The sequence below is a fragment of the Nonlabens ulvanivorans genome (assembly GCF_032922765.1).
GTDB lineage: Bacteria > Bacteroidota > Bacteroidia > Flavobacteriales > Flavobacteriaceae > Nonlabens > Nonlabens ulvanivorans.
In genome coordinates this window covers 2,160,114-2,181,601 of record NZ_CP136694.1, presented here as the reverse complement: position 1 = coordinate 2,181,601, position 21,488 = coordinate 2,160,114, and the positions used below count along the sequence as shown (strand labels likewise).

Sequence of the window (21,488 nt, the reverse complement as noted above, 5' to 3'; positions counted from 1 at the left end):
GACATTTGAATCCCTGAGCAGGATAATTTTATTCTATAGTAATAATGTCTTGAGTTGTCAAACCTGCAAGATTCATGACCGAGTCGTAATCTGTGATGTCCAGTAATGAACTAGAAGCAAGGTCAACTGGTAGAATTACAATTCTAAAAGTTTGATTGTCCAAATCTCCAGGAGCTAAGTCGTTAAAATCAAATGTGCTAGGAGCATCCAAAAAGATGGTTGCATCTCCATTAGTGGCGTCATAATTATATTGAAATTCACCAAAATCTGTATAAACCGTTTGTGGTAATAGTCTCCACACGTCTACGGTACCGCCGTTATTACCTGGAACTTCATCCCACAGGATATAAATTAATGTCATATCTGTGTCAAAGACCTCGATATTATTCGGATACACGACAAATTCTTCATAATCCGGTGCTGTAAAGTTTGTTGTAATCTCAAATGATTGGGCAACAATATTTGTTCCGTCTAGTCCATCAAATCCTGGAGGACCTTGTGGACCTTCACAAGAAATAAATACTACGGCTAGTGTAAAAAGTAAAGCTAGTTTTTTCATAATAAGGATATTTCTATGGTTCTTTCAATAACCTTGCCTAATTTTAGAAAATGAAGAATAATTTAATAATTATCGTCTTTTTATTGATTTCGGTAGTCGCTATAGCTCAGTTAGATAAAGGTGATGAGTTAGCACAAACAGGTAACTGGAAAGCAGCCATAACCGCATATCAAAATGCACCATTTGACGCGATTCAGCAATTTAAACTGGCGCAGGCTTACACTCAATTAGGGAATAATGCAAAGTCTATAACTTACTATAGGGCTGGTTTTGCCTTAGACAGCACCGCAATTAAACCTATGTATGAATATGGTAAGCTATTGGTTAATAATCAGCAATCTGTTGATGCCATACCGGTATTTACATTACTGATAGAACGAGATTCTACAAATGCAAGTTTCCATTACTACTTAGGAGAAGCATGGTCTGGTTTAAATCAGGTTAATAATGCTATACTAGCTTATCAAAAAGCCCTGTCATTTAATGAAGATTATCGTGCAGCAAGACTAGATTTAATAAAGAATTTAATCCAAAAGCGTGAGTTTTCCAAGGCTATTAAATTTGCAAAGCAAGGCATCGAAGCAGACTCTACTGATGTGAAAATGAATAGTTATCTAGCTCAAGCTTACATGAATTCAAAATGGTACGATAAAGCAATTCCTGTTTTTGAAAGGTTATTTGAACTTGGTAATGATACAGAGTATAATCGAAATGGGCTTGCTTTTTCTTACTACAGCACGAGCCAATATGAAAAGTCTATTGAGAATTATAAAGTCTATGTTGAAGAGTATAATGATAAAGAAGCCTCTGTATTTTTCAATATGTCCGTAGCCTACATGAGAATTGAAAAATATACTGAATCTATTGAAGCGATAGAAAAAGCAATTGCTATTAGAAGACCTGTATTAGATAAAGAATATGTGCAACTTGCAGCGGTCCATGCACGTAATGAAGATATAAGGAATGCATTTTATGCCTTAAAAGCTGCGCAAAAAGAACGAGCAGATGACGCAATGATCAATTATCAACTCGCCATCGCCGCAGATCGATATTTTAAAGATAAAAACAGCATCATACCGTATTATGAAAACTACCTAGAAATACATGGTAAGAAAAGTCCATATGGAACTCTAGCCTCAGAGCGACTTGCAGATTTAAAGGAAGCTATTTTCATGAATGGCGACGATTAGAAAAATGGTACTTTTACAACCATGATGCGATTAACTATCTTACTGGTAATCATGATAGGTGCTATTACAGCATCTTGTCGCACCGAAGTGCAAAAAAAGCAAGAAGCTTCTCAACTTGCCCAAAAAAGATTTCAAGAAATAGACCTTTCTCAACCTGATAAATATCCTCTATTTGATGGTTGTGGAGAGTTAGATAATGCCGCAAATTGCTTTTTTGAAAAACTACAAGAACAAGTAGTACTCAAATTAAACGACCATCACTTACAGTTTGAGATGAGTCAACGGGATAGTGTAATGGTTCAATTGCTAGTAGATAAGAAAGGTAATATTAGTTATCAAGGACTGCAATCTGACGCTGTTAATGATAGAGAAAGAACAATCGATTCTTTATTAAGGGTTAGACTACAGCATATTTGCAAAATAGAACCTGCATATAAGCAAAACGTACCTGTTAATTCTTCATACTTACTTTCAGTAATTTTAAAACCAGCTACAGTTCAACCTGACGATCTTTCCAACTAGGTTTACTGAGACTTTTAAGCGCAATCGAGATCACTACAATGGGATAGATGACTAGCTGCGGCAATAAGTAGATAGGCCACTTTGCATTACTGAAAAACCTATTTCCTGTAAATATGACGATGACATCCACAACTATTTTCACGATTAAAACGGTGAAAAATTGAGCGTTATTTAGCCAGTTTAAAAACCATAAAAATGGTGCGAGTATAAAAAGTAAGTTCATCATAAAAACTTGAAAACTCACTAATTTATTTAAGGTGCTCTTAGTTGATTTTCCTTTTTGGGACCATCGTACCCGTTGATGGATCATTTCTTTCCAACTAGATTTAGGAAATGTTTTTACGACAGCGTCTTGTGATTTTAAATAAGAACATTTTAATACATCTTCTGCAGCCAGTTTTTCTAGTAAAAAAATGTCATCACCACTAGATATGTGATCATTACCTAAATAACCATTTACCTCTTTAAAAGCGGTTTTTGTAAACGACATGTTAGCACCATTACACATAAAAGGTTGTCTTATTGAAAAACCACCTATGGTTGTCATTTGTAAGGCAACCATCTCACTGTGTTGTAGTTGAGATAAAATATTATTGGAATGAATCATTTCTACAGGACCAGCAATAAAGTGAAGATCCGGCAAGAGTTGATAATGTTTTTCATAAGCCATTAACCATCGTTGAGGTAGAATAACATCTGCATCGGTACAAATGATATGTTCATGCTTTGCAATTTCTAGAGCTTGGGTGATGCCATCTTTTTTAGCGCTTGCACTTTTTACTTTACGATTAATAAGGTGAATCGAGATTTTGTCATGAACAGATTTGAATGATTCGAGTATGTTTAAACTACTATCGGTAGAGTCATCATTAATGAAAATGAATTCTGTTTTTGCATAATCATAATTAAGATTAGTAATGCTTTGTAAAAGGCCTGGTAGATTTTGAGCCTCATTTCTATAATTGATAATGATACTGAAGCTAAAATCACTACTCACACTAGGTTTACTAGCTCGATGAGGTCTTGCTTTATAAGTAAAACCTTCTAGGACTAGTCCTAAAATCACAAATAAATAACCTAGCGATATGACTATGATGATAAACATCATAAGGTTTTTAATTTTTTAAAAGGTATCAATATACAACCCAATAATGTAGGGAATAGTGTGTTTGTCAACCATATTAATGTGGTCGCGATAACGATAGGTGATTGTAAAATACCACCGTTAAAAATCATATCAGCTACGGCCCATTTTACAGGTATATCAAATATTTGAAACATGGGAATTATAGAAACTGCGAGATAATTTAGTGCGATATTATCTAACCATGTCAGTAATGCAATATCAGATTTAATGAGTTGCAACATGATTAACCAATTACTTGCAAAAAACAAATATCTTAATAACGACAAGGCGATGGTTTCTTTCCATAATTTAAATGTCACATCCTTGAGGTGCCAGTGATCACTCAAATATTGATAGAAAGCATAAATAACAGCTAAACAGACTATGCCTGTTATGGCTAAAATTAATGTACCATAAAATTCTTTTTTAATATAAAAAAGCAATCCTATAAGCCCCAAAAATACCGTAACTATCATCTGACATAGATTACCTAGAAACACTCTACTCAAAATAGTTTTTCGATCATCTCGCTCATAAAACAACGCTTTATAAGCAAATTCGCCTGCTCTTAATGGTGTGATAAAACTTGCCGCTTGAGCAGTGAGACTTTGTATTACGCTTTCGCGAAAGCGTATTTCTTCAACATCCTTAACTAATACTTGCCATTTTTTACTTTCCACCAGCCAGCTTGCAAGGCTTAACAATAACATCAATCCAATAGAGTAAAATGGAATTTCTTTTAAATAAAAAAGTATGCTATCCATTCTTACTGGTCTATCAGTCCACTGAAAATAGAGCAGTGTTATACAGCCAATGAACACCAGAATCTTAATAGATGGAGCGAGGAATTGCTTAGCTTTGTGCCAGGTGCTAGTCATAGCCCGAAAAATACAACAATTGGCAACAGAAAAAATCATTCTCGGTATAGATCCTGGAACCGCTTTAATGGGTTTTGGAGTTATAAAAGTAGTAGGCAATAAGATGAGTTTCCTGCAAATGAACGAGTTGGATTTACGCAAATACACAGATCATTATGTGAAATTGCGTAAGATTTTTGAACGTACTATTGAACTGATCGATACTCATCATCCTGATGAAATCGCGCTAGAGGCACCTTTCTTTGGTAAAAATGTGCAATCCATGCTTAAGTTAGGTCGTGCACAAGGTGTTGCGATGGCTGCAGGATTATCTAGAGATATACCTGTAACTGAGTATGCACCACGTAAGATCAAACAATCTATTACTGGTAAAGGAACTGCTAGTAAAGAACAGGTTGCAAAAATGTTGCAAAGTCTGCTAGGCTTTAAAGAAATGCCTAAAAATCTAGACATGACAGATGGACTTGCGGCAGCGGTTTGTCATTTTTATAACAGCGGTAGGATAGAAGTAGGTAAAAGTTATACTGGTTGGGCTGCTTTTGTAAAGCAAAACGAGAAGCGCATTAAGAAATAATACAAAATTGCCATTTCTGTAACATAATTGTGAGATAGGAATCGCATTTTTGATATATAATTAATCCTATGTCCAATACAAACGCTTTAATCATATTTACTCGTAATCCAGAATTAGGAAAAGGGAAACGTCGTCTAGCGGCTACCGTAGGTGATGAAGCAGCTTTTGAGATTTATAAATTTCTTTTAAGTCATACCCGTGAGATTACAAAATCTGTAAATGCGCAACCGCAAGTATGGTATTCTGAAAAACTCCATCAAAATGATGATTGGGATAATGAGATTTACCAAAAACATGTCCAGCAAGGTGAAGATCTAGGTGTGCGCATGCAGCATGCTTTTGACACAGCATTTAAGACACATGATAAGGTTGTTATAATAGGCAGTGACATGTATGACCTTACAACTCAAGACCTAGATAAAGCGTTTGAATTGTTAGATAGTCGTGATGCGGTCATGGGACCTGCTATAGATGGTGGTTATTATTTGTTAGGATTTAATAAACAGGTGCCTGCAAATGTCTTTTCAAATAAAGAATGGGGAACAGAAACAGTACAGGCGCAAACTTTAAAAGATTTAAAAAACTTAAATTACACATTGCTCGAGCCACGTAATGATGTCGATTTTTATGAAGATATCAAAGACGTTCCAGCATTTCAACACTTTTTAAAACATATCAATGCTTAGTAAAAAACAACTTTCAGACTCTATAGAATATTTATCATCACAAGGTTTTGATGCTCCAGAAGTAGGTATCGTATTAGGTACCGGACTAGGTCAACTGGTCGATAGTATAGAAAATCAAAAGGTTGCTCATTATAATAATATTCCATGGTTTCCACTGGCAACGGTAGAATTTCATACCGGTAAATTGATTTATGGTGATTTAGGTGGTAAAAAAGTGGTCGTAATGCAAGGTCGTTTCCATTTATATGAAGGATATGATTTTTTAGATATTACATACCCGATAAGAGTAATGCATGGTTTAGGTGTTAAAAATCTACTGGTTTCAAATGCTGCTGGTGCGGTCAATCTAGATATGAAAAAAGGTGATATGATGGTTATCGATGATCATATCAATCTGCAAGGTGGTAGTCCTCTGGCGTTTAAGAACGTGAGCGAATTTGGAGAACGTTTTACGGACATGAGTGCACCATATGATGCAAATATGAATAACATATTGCTAGAACTAGCACAAGAACATGGCACCAATATGCATAAAGGAGTTTATGCCAGTGTAGTAGGTCCACAGTTAGAAACTAGAGCAGAGTATAGAATGTTGAAACTTATGGGTGCAGACGCTGTAGGGATGAGCACCGTACCAGAAATTATAGTTGCAAATCATTTGAACTTACCAGTTTGTGCCGTGTCAGTACTGACTGATGAGTGTGATCCAGATGATTTAAAAGCAGTAGATATTGAAGAGATCATTGCTATAGCTGGCGAGGCAGAACCTAAAATGGTACGTCTTTTTCAAAGTCTTATCGAGAGATTATAGAACTTTCCTGATGGTTGGTATATAGTTCACGTTATGCTAGAATTGTGATGTTCTTGTGATGTAATCTGGTTATATTTGATAGAATCAAGGGTTGTTATGTATCTTTTGTGCATACTTATTAAAACTCCATTCCAGTTTTTATCGTACATATTGCAATTATTTAAAGAGTATAACATCATGAAATTTATATACAGTATTATATCATTATTCATCCTATCTTCCTGTGTAGGCGGAAAGGATTTAAATTATACCAGCTTAAGTAATGGTGAGGAAATCACAGATGCTACTAGTACAGTTTTAGATCACCAGCCATGGGATGATCTATTAAAAAGACATGTAGACGATAAAGGGTTTGTAGATTACAAAGCTTTTAAAAAAGATCACAATGCACTGAATGAATACTTGCAATATCTTAATAACAACGCACCTACTAAGGCGACTAGTATCAATGAACAGTTTGCTTACTATATCAATTTATATAACGCAGCAACGGTAGATTTAATTTTAGAAAATGACATGCCAGCAAGTATTAAAGACATTAGCGGACCGCTAGGTCAGGTATGGTTAGTAGAGCATGTAATGATTAATGATAAAGCTTATTCTCTTGCCGCAGTAGAAAAAAATGTATTGCAAAAAATGGGTGATCCTCGCATTCACTTTGCTATCAATTGTGCTAGTTTCTCCTGTCCTAAACTTCAAAACACTGCTTTTACAGCTACAAATTTGAACTCCTTAATGGATAAAGCCGCTGAAGAATTTATTAACTCAGATAAAAACGATTTGTCTGATGTGGCAAATCCACGTTTGAGTAAAATATTTGACTGGTATAAAAGTGATTTTACAGACACAGGTGTTACCATTATCGAATACATCAATAAATATGCAAATAGTGCGATATTAAAAGATGCTTCCATATCTTACAAGGATTATGATTGGTCTTTAAATAAACAATAAGATAAAAACCACTTTTACTTCCTTATCGTAGCTATAGTATGATTAGCATTATTATACCTGTTCTTAATGAAGAGCATTCTATTTATCAGTTATTGACGCATTTGGTTGAGAAATCAAGTAATATCAATACAATAGAAATCATTGTCATAGATGGTCATAGTATAGACAATACAGATGGTCAGGTTTCCGCTTTCGCGAAAGCGTATCCATCACTATCACTACAGTTTCATACAGCCTCAAAAGGTCGTGGTTCACAAATGCATGCAGGATTGCAAATCGCAAATGGTGAAATTCTTTATTTTCTTCATGCAGATTCTTTTCCGCCTCAAGATTATGATAAGTATATCATTCAAGCCGTTTCTCAGGGAAATCCCGCAGGCTGTTTCCGTATGCGATTTATGAGTTGGAATTGGTGGTTAATCATTATAGGGTGGTTTACTAGATTCTCATGGCGTGCCAGTCGTGGTGGTGATCAATCACAGTATATTACTAAAGAGTTATATGAAAAGATAGGTGGCTATAATACAGAGATTCCTATCTATGAAGACTATGATTTAATCCATAGATTATACGATCACGGAACCTATTATGTGATTCCTAAATGGTTAAAAACCAGTGCTAGACGTTATGAAGAAATAGGCGTTTATAAACTACAATGGTTTTATATCACTATTTATTGGAAGAAGCGTAATGGCGCTACTATAGATGAGATCTATGAGTATTATTTAAAATGGTGCCAGACCAGCGAGCTACAAAAGTCTAGTAGTCAGAACTAGGTCTAGGCCTCGCCATTCCACTCTGCATAAAACTGATTGAGGAAACCTTCCATATAATCATGTCGCTCTTGTGCCAGTTGTTTACCGGTTGAGGTATTCATGCGGTCTTTTAAAAGTAATAATTTTTCATAGAAATGGTTGAGTGTAGGAGCAGTACTTTTTTTGTATTGCTCTACAGTCATGTTCAAATCTGGTTTGATGTCTGGATTATAGATTGTTCTATTTTTAAAACCACCATAATTAAAGGTGCGTGCAATTCCTATTGCGCCCAGCGCATCAAGTCGATCGGCGTCTTGAATAATATCCAGCTCTTTGCTTTTAAATTTTTGTTCTTGATGTCCACCTTTAAAAGAAATGTATTTAATAATATTCTCTACATGTAGAATGGTATCTTCAGATAGGTTTTGTTCTTCTAGAAATTTGCGAGCTACTTGAGGTCCTATCGTATCATCTCCATCATGGAATTTAGAATCTGCTATGTCGTGGAGTAGTGCACCTAGCTCGATGATTAATAGATCTACGTTTTCTTCTTGCGCTGCGATGAGCTTAGCATTTTTCCATACACGTTCTATATGAAACCAGTCGTGACCACCTTCAGCATTTGAGAGTTGTTCTTTAACAAAATTGATGGTAGATAGGATGATGTGCTGCTTATTCATACGGTAAAGATACTACTCAGCTATAATCTTTCCGGCTCTTTTAAAAGCATTGTAAAATGCGGTGTCTTTTTTGAGGTCTGGACTTGTTTTCCACCAATCATTATTGCTGAATGGGCCGTGAAATATCTGTAAGGCATTTTCTCTTTTCTCTATGACTGTTCCAATTGAATCGGAAAACATTAGACCACATTCTAATACAAAATGAGATTTTCCAACATCCCATTTAGACATCGTACCGGCTCTATAAAAATTGAGTATTGGTTTTCTATCGATAGTTAACACTAGTTGAGTATCTGAATAAGAATCATTTATTTTTTTAATTATTCCAAAATACTCGCATGCTTTCTCATCTAAAATTAGTTCGTCACTAGTAAAATCAAACCCTTTAATTTGTTCGTTTGTTATTAATGGTTTCTTTCGTAAATCGATTTGACTGGAATTAAAAGTTCCATTTGGTGTCCATTTCCTATCGTCTGTTACTCGCAATATATCTTTAAATGCATTAGTAAATTCAGGGTCCATTTCAGTCATTTCTTCGGTGAAAACAAACGGCTCACCTTCATAACTCACTATTCTCTTATTAAGTTGATATATCTCAATAAGCGGTTTAGATTCCTCAATTTTTTCAGTACACGAGAGTAATGATAGTAACAGAATTATTACTGCAATATAATTTGACGGATTTTTCATTTATTCAGCTATAATCTTTCCGGCTCTTTTAAAGGCATTGTAAAATGCGGTGTCTTGTTTGAGGTCTGGGATGTTGTTTACCCAATCGTTATCTCGAAAAGGGCCATGTCGTAATTTAATGAAGTGTTTATAAGTGGGATTATCTTCTTCTAGAAATATGTCATTTGTTTGAAAGAAGAAAGGTGCATTACCAACTTCATCTGAAGAAATTAATCTGAATTTATAAAAGTTCAATATAATATTTTTATTATAGGTTAATACTAGTTGTTTAGCTCGTCTATATTTGAAGTCAGTATTTAGTTTGGTTGTCGCTGTTGAATCTAATACAATTGAGTTAGATGAGAAGTCATAACCTCTAATTTGTTTATTTGTAATTAATGGTTTTTCTTTTAAATCCTTAACTGAAGCCTTAAAAGCTCCATTAATTAATAACCCATATCTTTCACTATACCGATAATCTGTGGTGTCTGTTTGATTCGCTTCGAAAGCTTGAACTATTGCACTATCCAAAGGTACAGATTCATAACTCTCAACCCATTTATTCAACTCATATATCTCAATAAGCGGCTTCGATTCCTCTACCTTTTCAGTACATGATATACCAAGGATTAAAACAAAAAGAATGGAAAGTATACGCATTATATAAAAGTAACGAAAACTCATTAAATAAATTATCTAAACTAAACTTTCAATAATTATTGAAAGTTTAAAATATAAATGTATATTTGTCGTATGAAATTAGAAGAAGGGAAATATAAATTTATACAGGCTTGGGGTTCTTTAGGTAGTTCTTGGGGAATCTCAAAGTCTATGGCGCAAATACATGCCTTGTTACTTTCTTCTCAAGATGGATTGAGTACGGACGAGATCATGGAGCAAGTACAACTCTCTAGAGGTAATGTGAACACCAACGTACGTGAGCTTATTAATTGGAGACTGGTGCGCAAAGAAACAGTGCTAGGGGAACGCAAAGAGTTTTTTGTTGCGATACACGATGTGCATACCATCGCACAAAATATTATGGAAGAACGTAAAAGACGCGAGCTAGAACCTGTACGTCGATTACTCAACGAGCTCATCAACACTAAAATTGAAGGTGATGAAAAAGAAGTAGCTCACTTCCAAACACTACTTGCAGATCTTGCAGATTTTGTACACCAAATGGAAAACCTAACCAACTTAATGACTAAAATCAATAACAATAATTACATGAAAAAATTAATCAAGGCGATTTCTTAGCCTTTTTTATTTCAATAAAACTTTCAATTATTTCTGAAAGTTTAAAAACTACACTATTATGAAAACAATGTATCGAGTAAATCTGGTCTTAATAATCCTCAATTTATTTTTATTTCTCATTCCTTTTTTCGGACTGTTATTTATGATACCACTTGGAGCGGTTCAGGTGGTATGCAGTCTGTGGTTGCTCAGTCAATATAAAAGAACATCTAGTTCTATACAATGGATGAATAAATCTCACTTATTACTTACCGCATTAACACTAGGTACCATGTTCTTAGTAGGTAAAGACTATGTGCACTTCAGTTCTAATATGGAAGAAATGGTATTTATTCTAGGGATGATAATTTCTGGTCTTTTAGGTATCTACTTTATGTACATCTCTTACAGATGTTTTATAGAGAATGAAGAACAATTATCACTAATCACTAAATAGTTCTATCATGATCAAAAATCACAAACTTCTCATAGATCAACATTGTCCCATGTGCGCGGCTTATGGTAGCACCTTTACTAAACTAAACATGGTAGATGGAAATACGATTGATCCTTATCAAATCATTGATGAAGAACACACGCAGCATATAGATATGCATAGAGCAACTAATGAAATCGCACTGCATAACACACAAACTAAAGAAACTAAATATGGTCTGGACGCTATGTTTCATATAGTGTCTCAAGGACAACAATGGATTAAGGATATTTTATACTTTCCACTGTTTTTTATACCATTAAAATATCTCTATAAACTCATTACTTATAATCGCAAGGTCATTGTAGGTGGTACTTCTTTTCATCAAGGAGAACGCGCTTGTAATCCAGATAGAAATTTATTTTATAGAAGTCTTTTCATAGGATTGAGCGCTTGGTTTACCGCTGTGGTTCTCAATAGCTATTTCGGTCTGGTAGGTCAGTATTTTGGTTTTGAATCGCCGTGGTATATAGAGTATTTTATCTGTTTTGGACAGATCGCTTGGCAAGGAATCATGATTCAGTTCATCGCTCCTAAAAACGGTTGGGATTATTTAGGAAACATGAGTGCGGTATCTGCTTTAGGTGGTATATTATTATTGCCTGTGTTATTGCTCACTGCTTTTGTAACCTTGAGCGGTTATGCGCTTCTAGGTATATTTGGACTGGTAGTAGGTGTGATGTTAATGGAACACGTGCGTCGCTGTAAATCGATGCAACTCGGCTGGTGGCCTACTATTTCATGGGTCTTGTATCGCAATTTAGTACTCGTCCTTTTTACTTTAATGATCTTATCATGAAAATAATTATCGCAGGTGGCACAGGATTTCTAGGTATTTCACTGTCGCAATATTTTGAGAATAGAGGAGATGAGGTGATCACGCTTTCGCGAAAGCGTGATCCTCAAACCTCTTACTGGAATGGTAAAGATTTAGGAGATTGGACTGCCCATTTAGAAAATGCAGATGTCCTCATTAACCTCTCGGGAAAATCAGTAGATTGCAGATATACTAATGCTAATAAAAAAGTAATATTAAGTTCGCGCATCGATAGCACTAGAGTTCTGAATTTAGCGATGACCAATGCTATCAACAAGCCAAAGGTGTTTTTAAACGCAAGTACCGCAACCATCTACATCCATTCTGAAACGCAAATGAATACTGAAGAAAATGGTATTATAGGTGATGACTTCTCTATGGGAATAGGCAAGGCATGGGAAAAAGAATTCTTTTCAACCACTATTGAAGGTGTGCGCAAAGTAGCGTTGAGAACCTCAATCGTTTTAGGAAATGATGGTGGTGCATTGCCTAAAATGAAAGCTATTACTAGAGTAGGAATGGGCGGTAAAAATGGTCGTGGTAATCAGTTTGTAAGCTGGATTCATATCAATGATTTTTGTAGGTCTATTGAATTCTTAATTCAATCTGATTTGGAAGGTGTAGTAAACATCACGGCACCTAAGCCAGAAACAAATGCAGATTTTATGAGGCAATTGCGTAAATCTATGAATATACCATTCGGTATCTCGCAACCTATTTGGTTACTAGAATTAGGGACATCCATTATAGGAACAGAAACAGAGCTGCTTTTAAAAAGTCGTAATGTGTATCCGCAACGCTTGCTGGATGTTGGTTTTCAGTTTAACTATGATAATATAGGTCTTTGTTTAAAGGATCTTAGTTAAGCTTGTATTCTACATAATAGGCAGGATCTGTTTGAATAACAGATTTATCTGAAGGTAGTTTTAAAACTTGTTTTGACGCTGTTGGATTTATAAGTACTATTTCATCATCGATTACAATGCGTATGGGTAACTTAAAGTTGTCTACTATATTTTCCCAGTGATAACTTAATTTGTTTTTTTTCTTTTTGAGAACCAGTTTAGGGATTTTGGTATTTCTTAAATACTGATTAAAAAAGCCTTCTAAATCTTGACCTATAGATTGAGATAAAAAATCTTCAATATCTTGAGTGGAGACAGTACTGTGATAGAAAACTTTATTCATGTCTCGCAATATTCTGCGCCATTGATCTTTATCATTCACCAGCATTCTTAAGGTATGTATCATGTTTGCACCTTTGTAATACATGTCGCCAGATCCTTCGTGGTTCACGTCATATTCACCTATCAATGGTCTGTCATTTCGAATACTGCGTCTGGTACCTATTACATATTCATTTGCTGCTGTAGTACCATAGTGAAAATCCAGGAATAAACTTTCGCTATAAGCGGTAAAGCTCTCATGAATCCACATGTCTGCGATATCTTTATTTGTAATATTATTTGCAAACCATTCATGTCCAGATTCATGTATGATGATAAAGTCAAACTTCATTCCCCAACCTGTACCAGATAAATCTCTGCCTAGATAACCGTTTCTAAATCGATTCCCGTACGTCACAGAACTTTGATGTTCCATGCCCAGATATGGAACTTCAACCAGTTTAAAACTATCTTCATAGAATGGATAAGGCCCGAACCAGTGTTCAAACGCTTCCATCATTCTTGTGGCATCTTTAAATTGTTCTTGAGCTTTCTCTAGATTGTCACGCAGTACATAGTAATTCATATCTAGACCACCTTTTTCTCCTTGATATACTTCATTAAAATTAACATAATCACCTATGTTAATATTGACCCCATAATTATTAATGGGATTTTTTACAAACCAGTGATAGGTTGTGGTATTGTCATCTTTAGGTTCTGTTTTAATCAATCGACCATTAGAAACATTCATGAGTGGATTAGGTACATTAACACGTATAGCCATGCTATCAACCTCTTGATACATATGATCTTTATTAGGCCACCATACACTAGCGCCCAATCCTTGACAAGAAGAAGCCACAAAGTCATTATCATTTCTGTCTTTTTTCCATGATATTCCTCCATCCCAAGGAGCATTTCTAGCCTCGCGAGGATTACCTTCATAAAAAACTTGAACTTGGTTAATCATACCAGGCAATTGTTCTTTAGTCAGTTTTATAAAGTGAGCATTTCCCTCGTGTCTTATTTCAAGATCGCGCCCATCTTGAACAGCCCTAGTCATATTTAATGGTGATTGTAAATCGACCTGTAAGACATTATTAGGTTGCAGTACTTTATAATGTATCGTATTAGATCCAGCTATATATTTATCTGCTGGTGTAACTTTTATATCGAGATCATAATAGGTGATATCCCACCAGGCGCGTTCAGGCGTGATCGAGCCACGTAAACTGTCTTGATGTGTGAATCCTTTTTTATTCTGACCTAGTTGAGCATGGTTTAATTGAGCCATGGCAACAATAAAAAATACCGTAAATATCGATTTTAAATGAGCCATATTTTTAATTTCTAATTTGTAAATAATTTTTTGCTACAACCTTTTCACCTTCTTTCCCTTGTGTTGTAAAGCGTTTTGAGAAGTCGCGATGTCTACTGTCTTCTGCATGGTGTTTCCATAAAAAACCACCTGCAAACCATTCTTCTTTCCAGACGGCATCATATAAACCTTGTAAAAGAATTGCTTGTGCTTTTTGATTTTCTAATCGGTCTTCACCAGCATTTTTCCATGGTTCAAGACCAGCATAGTCTGCACTTATATATCCATACTCAGCAAAAAGAATTTTTTTATTCAGCTTTCGCGATAGCGTGCTTAACTCATCCACCCATTTTTTCCATGACTCTTGAATGGTAAGTGGATGAGGAGTTTTTTCTTTACTTACGGGAAAATAAGCATCAACGCCTATGTAGTCTAGTTGCTCCCAAAAGTGAACGTTTTTATAGCTATCCCAATTTCCTGCATAGGTCAGTTTTCCTTTGTAGATACTACGAATCTTATGAATCAGTTGATCCCAATATTGGGGTCTTAGTTCAACAAAAGAATCTAATTCGGTACCTATACAAAACATTGCTACATTTTCACTAGCTGCTATATTTACAAATTTCATGATATAATCTGTGTAGCTGTCTTCTAGGACTTTCCAGTCATCTTCTGTTTTTAAATTAATTTCACCGGTGTATGATCCACGACCTATCCATATTTGTGGTTTAAGTAATACATCTAGATTTTGATCATTCATATGTTTTATGGTGGCTTTTACACCTGTAGGTTTCTCGCCCCACCAACCACGTTCTTCTTCATAGTTCACTTGTGGCTCTTCTAAACTGCGCATCCATGCATATGGTACAATAACCGCATAATTTGCATTATAATTTTTAATAGGTGTAATGCCAGTAGAGTCTATAGGATTGCGAGTTGCTACTAACGTAATCCCATTAATTTTTTCTTCTTTCTGTAAATCTTGACCATTGCAAGAAGTAATGGTGACTAATAATAAAAGATAAAAGAGTGATCTCATAAATTGTGTTCTATGTGGAGCTGTAAATATAGAGCCTAACTTTGATTCAAGCTCCAGTCGTATTTCTTAAATTGTAGACTAAAGCCCGCTGGAATCGTTTTATCAGTATACTTATTGATAAAATTTAAGACCGTCTTATACTTCTTAAAATCGGACTGATACCAGTCAAATATTTTAGAAACAGACGCTGTTTTCTCATGCATGTCAATGGTTATGAACTTAGAGTTATTGAGTGTTGTTTTAGTTATTTTGTCTAGTCTAGACTCTATATTCTGACCATTAAAAATAGTATCTTTAAGTGGTGGGCAAGAAATAGCACCACACACTAAAGCAAAATGTAATCTTGCATCTGGAAATTTTTTAAAAAGCCAATTTTTTTCCAGATCATTGAGTGTTAAAGACTTTCCAGCTATCTGATGTTTAATTTTATCAAAAAAGCCATTGATATCCATAACTGATGATGTAGGGTAGTTTTCTACAATAGAAATAATGACAGTCATGTTATAAGCATTAATTAAAAAGGCTTTAAGTTCTTGTGGGCTTAGCTCATCGAGCTTAGTTTTTGAGAGACTTTCCTTTAAAATATCAATAGTTTTCGTGTCCTCTTTAAGATTTTTATAATCTACTAGACCACCACGCACATATGAATTGAGAACATATTGAGAACGTTCCTGAAACACATCTAGTTGTGCACTCATCATTAATGATGTCAGTAAAATGAGAAATGTGATGTTTATGTGAACTCTTTTATGCATTATTGTTTAAATTGAGATTCTATTTATCAAATGTACATGTAGGCAAAAATCAATAATTGAGCCAACTAGTTAAAGTTACACTTTAAGAGGTTTATAATCCTAAAAAGTATGCAAAGACTCTTAAAAGGGAATTATGTACTACTATCTAGGGTAAATGCATAAAGCAACAACTGATAACAAATCTTTAATTTGTCGTCACCAACTAAAATCACCACTTATGGAACATATCGTCATTATAGGAAATGGTATCGCTGGAGTTACTGCAGCTAGACATATCCGTAAATTGTCTGATAAAAGAATAACAATCATCAGTGCCGAGTCCGAGTTTTTCTTTTCTCGTACAGCATTGATGTATGTCTATATGGGGCATATGAAATTTGAGCATACTCAACCTTATGAGAATGATTTTTGGGCAAAAAATCGTATCGAATTAGTGCATGACTATGTACACACGGTAGAAACAGATGCAAAAAAAGTTCATCTTAACTCTGGTAGAGATATTATGTATGATAAGCTTATTCTTGCCACAGGTTCTATTTCTAATAAATTTGGATGGCCAGGTCAGGACTTAGAAGGTGTGCAAGGGCTGGTGTCTAGACAAGATCTAGAACAACTAGAAATAAGTGCTCCTAACAATAAAGTATGTAAAAGAGCTGTGATTATAGGTGGTGGATTAATAGGAGTAGAGCTCGCAGAGATGATGGCATCTAGACAAATACCTGTCACTTTTTTAATAAGAGAAAAAGGTTTCTGGAGCGGTGTCTTACCTATGTCTAATGCCGAAATGATTTCGCGTCACGTAAGATCACACCACATTGATTTGAGAGAAGAAGAGGAAATGGCAGAGATCATAGCCGATGATGCTGGTAAAGTAAAGGCTATTATTACTAAAAAAGGAGAAACTATTCCCTGCGGTTTCGTAGGACTTTGCGCTGGTGTAAGACCACGTATAAGTTTTTTAGAAAACTCGGGTATTGAGTTGCAACGTGGTATCATGGTTGATCGTCATTTAGAAACTAGTGTAAAAGACGTTTATGCGATAGGTGATTGTGCGCAGCAAAGAGACCCAGTAGGTGAACGTAAGCCTATTGAAGCTGTTTGGTATACTGGTAGAATGATGGGAGAAGCACTTGCACAAACCTTATGTGGTAACCCAACAGAATGGAATCCAGGACACTGGTTTAATAGTGCAAAGTTTTTTGATATTGAATATCAGACCTATGGTTGGGTATGGAGTAAGCCTAAAGAGGGACATGATCATTTTCACTGGCAGCATGCTGATAATAAAAGAGCAGTTACTATCGAATATGACCTCGGTACGAGAAAATTTATAGGTATTAACACCTTTGGTATACGTATGAAACACCAAGTTTTTGATCAATGGTTAACTGAATCTAAAACAGTAGATGAGGTAGTAGCAAATCTTAATAAAGCTTGTTTTAATCCAGAGTTTTTTAAGAGACCTTTCCAAGAAATAAAACAGGCTTTCTCATCTAGTCAACACGTTAAAGCCTAATTTAATTAATAATATCACAATCTTAAATTCATTTGTTTTTAAGTATTGAAAACTATATAACTATGAGTGTATATCAAAGAAACATGTCTTTAACTGGTGAGCCGCCTAAAGCATTAAGTACTACAGAAAAGATAGCTAGTGCTATAGGTATGGTAGGTTTATTTATTCTAATACTTGCCTTCTTTAATGTTAATCTACCATGGAAAGGTGCCTGGTTAACTGCTGCGCTAGTACTTATCTCTGGTGGTATTATCGCTTTTGCCAGAGCTCAGTATGCTCATAAACAGGCTGGTATTAAAAATGATGGTGTTTGGTTTAAAGACTTGTCTAGTCGTGGTTTTTGGGGTTGGGTACTCGCTATCTTCCTCACCTCTTTTTATATCGTTTTATATTTCTTTCCAGCAACTCTAGGTCAAGGGACCGATGGAGCGGCAAATACTGGTCTTATAGGCTTATTTGATCCATTATCGTATTTGCTAAAAGGACAAGCAGCGAGTCAGTGGTTTGTTTATGGAACCTTGTATACGGTCGCTATTTTATCATTTGGTATCAAGTTTATTTTAAAATATCGTCATAATAGTTACGAGGTGATTCGTACTGGTAGTGTGATGTTTTTTCAAACCACATTTGCATTTCTAATTCCAGAGATTATGGCTGGATTAAATAGCACCAAAGATTTACCATACTACGATTTGAAAAATGTCTGGCCTCTTAATTATTATTTATTTGAACAGTGGAATGTAAATGCATTATTAGTAAATGGCAGTCTTGGGATGACGATGTTATTATTTGGTGTTGCTTCTATACTAGTAATAACTCCTATACTAACCTACAAATTTGGTAAAAGATGGTATTGTAGCTGGGTTTGTGGTTGTGGTGGTCTGGCAGAAACTGCCGGAGATTCTTTCCGTCAACTGTCTGATAAATCTACCAGTGCTTGGAAAATTGAACGTTGGTTAGTGCATAGCGTTTTAGTCTTTGCAGTGATCTCTACTGTTGGGATTGTTCACTCCTATTTGCCTAAAAACAATATCTATAAAATATGGGAAGATGGTACAGTCGTTAAACAATACGAGACCTTTTTTACTCAATCTAATTTTTTGATATTGGTAGGTGTAGGGCTTACTGTAATATTTGCTTTGATATGGATATTCAGAAGAAACGAGTTAAAACAAGATGCTCGTTATGGTGCTATAGGGTTTCTATTTACCATTCTAGCCTTTATAGGGATTCACTTTATGGCTGGGACAGAAAATCTGTTTTTCTTTAATCATGGAGCAGTAAAATCTGCATATGGATTTTTAATAGGTGCAGTGTTCTCAGGTGTTATAGGGACTGGTTTTTATCCTATTTTAGGTAATAGAGCTTGGTGTCGTTTCGGTTGTCCTATGGCGGCGATATTAGGGCTGCAACAGCGTTTGTTTTCTAAATTTAGAATTACTACTAATGGTGGTCAGTGTATCTCTTGCGGTAACTGTTCTACTTATTGTGAAATGGGAATTGACGTGCGCAGTTATGCCCAAAAAGGTGAAAACATCGTTCGTGCTAGTTGTGTAGGATGTGGAATTTGTAGTGCCGTGTGTCCACGTGGTGTATTAAAACTAGAGAATGGGCCGTTAGAAGGTCGTATTAATAGTGAAGCAGTTCTTCTAGGGCAAGAGCCAGATTTGATGGAGTTATTAAGTAATAATAAGAAATAAGATTGACAGTTTTACGCTTTCGCGAAAGCGTAATAACCTAACTATCCTTCTGATACAATAGCTTTTATAATCATCGGTGCATGCACGCGACTGTTCTCTATAAACCATTTATGGGTCTCGAGTCCACCGCATATAACACCAGCTAGATAAATACCTTTTACATTAGTTTCCATAGTATGGGAATCATATACTGGAATTTTATGAGGTCCAGAAAGTTGTATGCCTATTGATTTTAAAAACTCAAAGTTAGGTTGATAACCGGTAAGGGCTAGTACTTGATCATTTGCAATAGTGTGAGTTTTACCATCTTTTGTAAACGTTACAGTGGTTTCATCAATACGTGTAAGTGTGGCATTAAAATGCGCTTTAATACTGCCTTCCTCAATACGGTTAATAATATCTGGCCGTACCCAATATTTAACTCGATCACCTATCTGTTCTCCACGTACAATCATGGTGACTTTTCCACCTTTTCTGTAAATTTCTAACGCCGCATCTACTGCACTATTACTAGCACCTATAACTACTGTTTCTAAAAACGCATATGCGTGTGGATCGTGGTAATAATGGTTTAATTTATCTAGATCTTCTCCTGGTATATTTAATTTTACCGGAATGTCATAAAACCCAGTGGCGATGATGATATGCTTACTAAAATATTCATCTTTTGAGGTCGTAATCGTAAACTCTACATCTTTAGTAACAGCCATTACTTTTTCATAAAGGCGTATCTCTAGCTTTTTAGATGTTGCTATACGACGATAATATTCTAGCGATTCTTGTTTGCTAGGTTTAGACTCTTTAGATATAAATGGAACTTCATCAATTTCAAGCTTTTCACTAGTCGAGAAGAAATTCATGTTTACTGGATAATGATATAGCGAGTTCACCAGTGCACCTTTTTCTATAATAAGATAGCGTAAACCAGCTTTTTGTGCCTCTAGTCCACAGGCTAAACCTATAGGACCAGCACCTATAATTATAACATCATAAATGATTTTGCTATCCATTAATATATAAGTCGATGTTAGTCGATATCATTACTCTAGATGGAAGGATTAACCATGCTTTTAAGTCCAGCTATGGTAGCGACTTGATCACTTGATTTAAACACATAACTACCTGCTACTAGCACATCTGCACCAGCATCTACAAGTTGTTTTGCATTTTTATCCGTAACACCACCATCTATTTCTATAAGAGTATCGGCACCTTTTTCAGTAATCATGTTTTTAAGCTCCTTTACTTTATCATAAGTATTTTCAATAAAGCTTTGACCACCGAAACCTGGATTCACACTCATGATACATACCATGTCTATATCTTTAATCGTGTCTTTCAATAAACCCACAGAAGTATGAGGATTTAACGCTACACCAGCCTTTATTCCATGAGATTTAATCAACTGTAGTGTTCTATGTAAATGTGTACACGCTTCATAATGTACTGTAAGAATATCACAACCTAAATCTGCAAAGGTCTTTACATAACGGTCAGGATCAACGATCATTAAATGACAATCTATAGTTTTGGTCGCGTGCTTTGCGATATCTCTTAAAACCGGCATCCCAAAAGAAATATTAGGAACAAAAACACCGTCCATAATATCAATGTGAAACCAGTCAGCCTCAGAACGATTGATCATTTCTACATCACGTTGTAGGTTAGCAAAATCTGCGGCAAGTACTGATGGTGCGATAAGTTTAGACATCTTGTGTGTTTTAAAGTTTTGCAAATTTAGGTTTTTGTGATGAGTTTTTCAGATTAATTGCTTGTTGAATAGTAAGCAAAATCAGGCTGATTATAAAGAAAGTTCAATACGTTTAATTGTAAGAATAAAGTATTTGAATCTTTATTAAATATAATATTTACAACGAGTTAAAAATATGCAAAAAGCCTATTAATGAGTTCTTAACAGCTTGACTACGAATGTTTTTTTTTTTTGATTTGAACAAGATTTGCAAATCTCAATGAAAATCCCCTAAAAACGAGGTAAGCCGAAAAACGTTAAGAGTAGGCGTTACATATTAAATTT

The 21,488-nt window shown here is 35.2% G+C and carries 24 protein-coding genes; 13 read left to right on the top strand and 11 right to left on the bottom strand.

Going from position 1 to position 21,488, the window contains the following annotated elements; genetic code table 11:
• Nucleotides 1-28: 28 nt before the first annotated feature.
• Nucleotides 29-559, bottom strand: a complete 531-nt coding sequence (locus R1T42_RS09885; RefSeq protein WP_036584145.1) for a dihydrolipoamide dehydrogenase — start codon at nucleotides 557-559, stop codon at nucleotides 29-31.
• Nucleotides 560-609: 50 nt separating this feature from the next.
• Between R1T42_RS09885 and R1T42_RS09880 the strand changes: the two genes are divergently transcribed.
• The gene (locus tag R1T42_RS09880; protein ID WP_317290220.1) at nucleotides 610-1,749 is read left to right on the top strand and encodes a tetratricopeptide repeat protein; all 1,140 of its coding nucleotides are present in this window, start codon (nucleotides 610-612) and stop codon (nucleotides 1,747-1,749) included.
• Between the two features lie 21 nt (nucleotides 1,750-1,770).
• Complete coding sequence (locus R1T42_RS09875; RefSeq protein ID WP_317290219.1) at nucleotides 1,771-2,271, top strand: hypothetical protein; 501 nt, start codon at nucleotides 1,771-1,773, stop codon at nucleotides 2,269-2,271.
• Here the strand turns inward: R1T42_RS09875 and R1T42_RS09870 are convergent.
• Together R1T42_RS09870 and R1T42_RS09865 are read right to left on the bottom strand one after the other, a co-directional pair.
• Entirely contained in the window at nucleotides 2,240-3,376 is a 1,137-nt protein-coding gene (locus R1T42_RS09870) for a glycosyltransferase (RefSeq protein WP_317290218.1), read from the bottom strand. The genes R1T42_RS09875 and R1T42_RS09870 overlap by 32 nt on opposite strands.
• Complete coding sequence (locus tag R1T42_RS09865; protein ID WP_317290217.1) at nucleotides 3,376-4,275, bottom strand: lysylphosphatidylglycerol synthase domain-containing protein; 900 nt, start codon at nucleotides 4,273-4,275, stop codon at nucleotides 3,376-3,378. The genes R1T42_RS09870 and R1T42_RS09865 overlap by 1 nt, the downstream gene beginning before the upstream one ends.
• A gap of 19 nt (nucleotides 4,276-4,294) precedes the next feature.
• On the opposite strand from R1T42_RS09865, the gene ruvC reads away from it, so the two are divergent.
• The 5 genes from ruvC to R1T42_RS09840 all read left to right on the top strand — a co-directional run bounded on the left by ruvC (nucleotide 4,295) and on the right by R1T42_RS09840 (nucleotide 8,076).
• Nucleotides 4,295-4,849, top strand: coding sequence for a crossover junction endodeoxyribonuclease RuvC (gene ruvC / locus R1T42_RS09860; RefSeq protein ID WP_036584158.1), 555 nt, complete (start codon nucleotides 4,295-4,297; stop codon nucleotides 4,847-4,849).
• A gap of 68 nt (nucleotides 4,850-4,917) precedes the next feature.
• Nucleotides 4,918-5,535: a TIGR04282 family arsenosugar biosynthesis glycosyltransferase gene (locus tag R1T42_RS09855; protein WP_317290216.1), complete on the top strand. Its 618-nt coding sequence runs from the start codon at nucleotides 4,918-4,920 to the stop codon at nucleotides 5,533-5,535.
• On the top strand, nucleotides 5,528-6,346 hold the full coding sequence (locus R1T42_RS09850; RefSeq protein WP_042247350.1) for a purine-nucleoside phosphorylase: 819 nt from the start codon (nucleotides 5,528-5,530) through the stop codon (nucleotides 6,344-6,346). The genes R1T42_RS09855 and R1T42_RS09850 overlap by 8 nt, the downstream gene beginning before the upstream one ends.
• A gap of 177 nt (nucleotides 6,347-6,523) precedes the next feature.
• Nucleotides 6,524-7,300 carry a DUF547 domain-containing protein gene (locus R1T42_RS09845; RefSeq protein WP_317290215.1) on the top strand — a complete coding sequence of 259 codons (777 nt, stop codon included), beginning with the start codon at nucleotides 6,524-6,526 and terminating at the stop codon, nucleotides 7,298-7,300.
• Between the two features lie 38 nt (nucleotides 7,301-7,338).
• On the top strand, nucleotides 7,339-8,076 hold the full coding sequence (locus R1T42_RS09840) for a TIGR04283 family arsenosugar biosynthesis glycosyltransferase (RefSeq protein ID WP_317290214.1): 738 nt from the start codon (nucleotides 7,339-7,341) through the stop codon (nucleotides 8,074-8,076).
• Nucleotides 8,077-8,078: 2 nt separating this feature from the next.
• Here R1T42_RS09840 and R1T42_RS09835 read toward each other — a convergent pair whose 3' ends face one another.
• From R1T42_RS09835 to R1T42_RS09825, 3 genes are read right to left on the bottom strand one after another with little or no spacing between them, the layout of a single operon-like run.
• Nucleotides 8,079-8,735 carry an HD domain-containing protein gene (locus tag R1T42_RS09835; protein ID WP_317290213.1) on the bottom strand — a complete coding sequence of 219 codons (657 nt, stop codon included), beginning with the start codon at nucleotides 8,733-8,735 and terminating at the stop codon, nucleotides 8,079-8,081.
• A 12-nt stretch (nucleotides 8,736-8,747) separates the two neighbouring features.
• On the bottom strand, nucleotides 8,748-9,425 hold the full coding sequence (locus R1T42_RS09830; protein WP_317290212.1) for a hypothetical protein: 678 nt from the start codon (nucleotides 9,423-9,425) through the stop codon (nucleotides 8,748-8,750).
• On the bottom strand, nucleotides 9,426-10,064 hold the full coding sequence (locus tag R1T42_RS09825; RefSeq protein ID WP_317290211.1) for a hypothetical protein: 639 nt from the start codon (nucleotides 10,062-10,064) through the stop codon (nucleotides 9,426-9,428). It lies immediately after the preceding gene.
• 93 nt (nucleotides 10,065-10,157) lie between these two features.
• On the opposite strand from R1T42_RS09825, the gene R1T42_RS09820 reads away from it, so the two are divergent.
• Genes R1T42_RS09820 through R1T42_RS09805 form a run of 4 tightly spaced genes read left to right on the top strand, consistent with a single transcriptional unit; the run spans nucleotide 10,158 to nucleotide 12,822 of the window.
• Nucleotides 10,158-10,664, top strand: a complete 507-nt coding sequence (locus tag R1T42_RS09820; protein WP_036584175.1) for a GbsR/MarR family transcriptional regulator — start codon at nucleotides 10,158-10,160, stop codon at nucleotides 10,662-10,664.
• A gap of 58 nt (nucleotides 10,665-10,722) precedes the next feature.
• Nucleotides 10,723-11,100 carry a hypothetical protein gene (locus tag R1T42_RS09815; RefSeq protein ID WP_317290210.1) on the top strand — a complete coding sequence of 126 codons (378 nt, stop codon included), beginning with the start codon at nucleotides 10,723-10,725 and terminating at the stop codon, nucleotides 11,098-11,100.
• A 7-nt stretch (nucleotides 11,101-11,107) separates the two neighbouring features.
• Nucleotides 11,108-11,938 carry a hypothetical protein gene (locus R1T42_RS09810; protein WP_317290209.1) on the top strand — a complete coding sequence of 277 codons (831 nt, stop codon included), beginning with the start codon at nucleotides 11,108-11,110 and terminating at the stop codon, nucleotides 11,936-11,938.
• Nucleotides 11,935-12,822, top strand: a complete 888-nt coding sequence (locus R1T42_RS09805) for a TIGR01777 family oxidoreductase (RefSeq protein ID WP_317290208.1) — start codon at nucleotides 11,935-11,937, stop codon at nucleotides 12,820-12,822. The genes R1T42_RS09810 and R1T42_RS09805 overlap by 4 nt, the downstream gene beginning before the upstream one ends.
• Here the strand turns inward: R1T42_RS09805 and R1T42_RS09800 are convergent.
• From R1T42_RS09800 to R1T42_RS09790, 3 genes are read right to left on the bottom strand one after another with little or no spacing between them, the layout of a single operon-like run.
• Nucleotides 12,815-14,464, bottom strand: a complete 1,650-nt coding sequence (locus R1T42_RS09800) for a M1 family metallopeptidase (RefSeq protein WP_394805706.1) — start codon at nucleotides 14,462-14,464, stop codon at nucleotides 12,815-12,817. The two genes, R1T42_RS09805 and R1T42_RS09800, sit on opposite strands and share 8 nt — an antisense overlap.
• 4 nt (nucleotides 14,465-14,468) lie before the next feature.
• Nucleotides 14,469-15,482 carry a glycoside hydrolase family 113 gene (locus R1T42_RS09795; RefSeq protein ID WP_036584181.1) on the bottom strand — a complete coding sequence of 338 codons (1,014 nt, stop codon included), beginning with the start codon at nucleotides 15,480-15,482 and terminating at the stop codon, nucleotides 14,469-14,471.
• Between the two features lie 35 nt (nucleotides 15,483-15,517).
• A complete protein-coding gene (locus R1T42_RS09790; RefSeq protein WP_317290207.1) occupies nucleotides 15,518-16,237 on the bottom strand; it encodes a DUF547 domain-containing protein in 720 nt (239 codons plus the stop codon).
• Nucleotides 16,238-16,454: 217 nt separating this feature from the next.
• Between R1T42_RS09790 and R1T42_RS09785 the strand changes: the two genes are divergently transcribed.
• Both R1T42_RS09785 and R1T42_RS09780 read left to right on the top strand, forming a co-directional pair.
• A complete protein-coding gene (locus tag R1T42_RS09785) occupies nucleotides 16,455-17,753 on the top strand; it encodes an NAD(P)/FAD-dependent oxidoreductase (protein ID WP_317290206.1) in 1,299 nt (432 codons plus the stop codon).
• Nucleotides 17,754-17,815: 62 nt separating this feature from the next.
• A complete protein-coding gene (locus R1T42_RS09780; protein ID WP_317290205.1) occupies nucleotides 17,816-19,453 on the top strand; it encodes a 4Fe-4S binding protein in 1,638 nt (545 codons plus the stop codon).
• Nucleotides 19,454-19,494: 41 nt separating this feature from the next.
• On the opposite strand, the gene R1T42_RS09775 is transcribed toward R1T42_RS09780, so the two are convergent.
• The gene (locus tag R1T42_RS09775; protein ID WP_042247380.1) at nucleotides 19,495-20,463 is read right to left on the bottom strand and encodes a YpdA family putative bacillithiol disulfide reductase; all 969 of its coding nucleotides are present in this window, start codon (nucleotides 20,461-20,463) and stop codon (nucleotides 19,495-19,497) included.
• A 35-nt stretch (nucleotides 20,464-20,498) separates the two neighbouring features.
• Nucleotides 20,499-21,164 (bottom strand): ribulose-phosphate 3-epimerase, encoded by a 666-nt coding sequence (gene rpe, locus R1T42_RS09770; protein WP_317290204.1) that lies wholly within the window; start codon nucleotides 21,162-21,164, stop codon nucleotides 20,499-20,501.
• Nucleotides 21,165-21,488 lie beyond the last annotated feature (324 nt).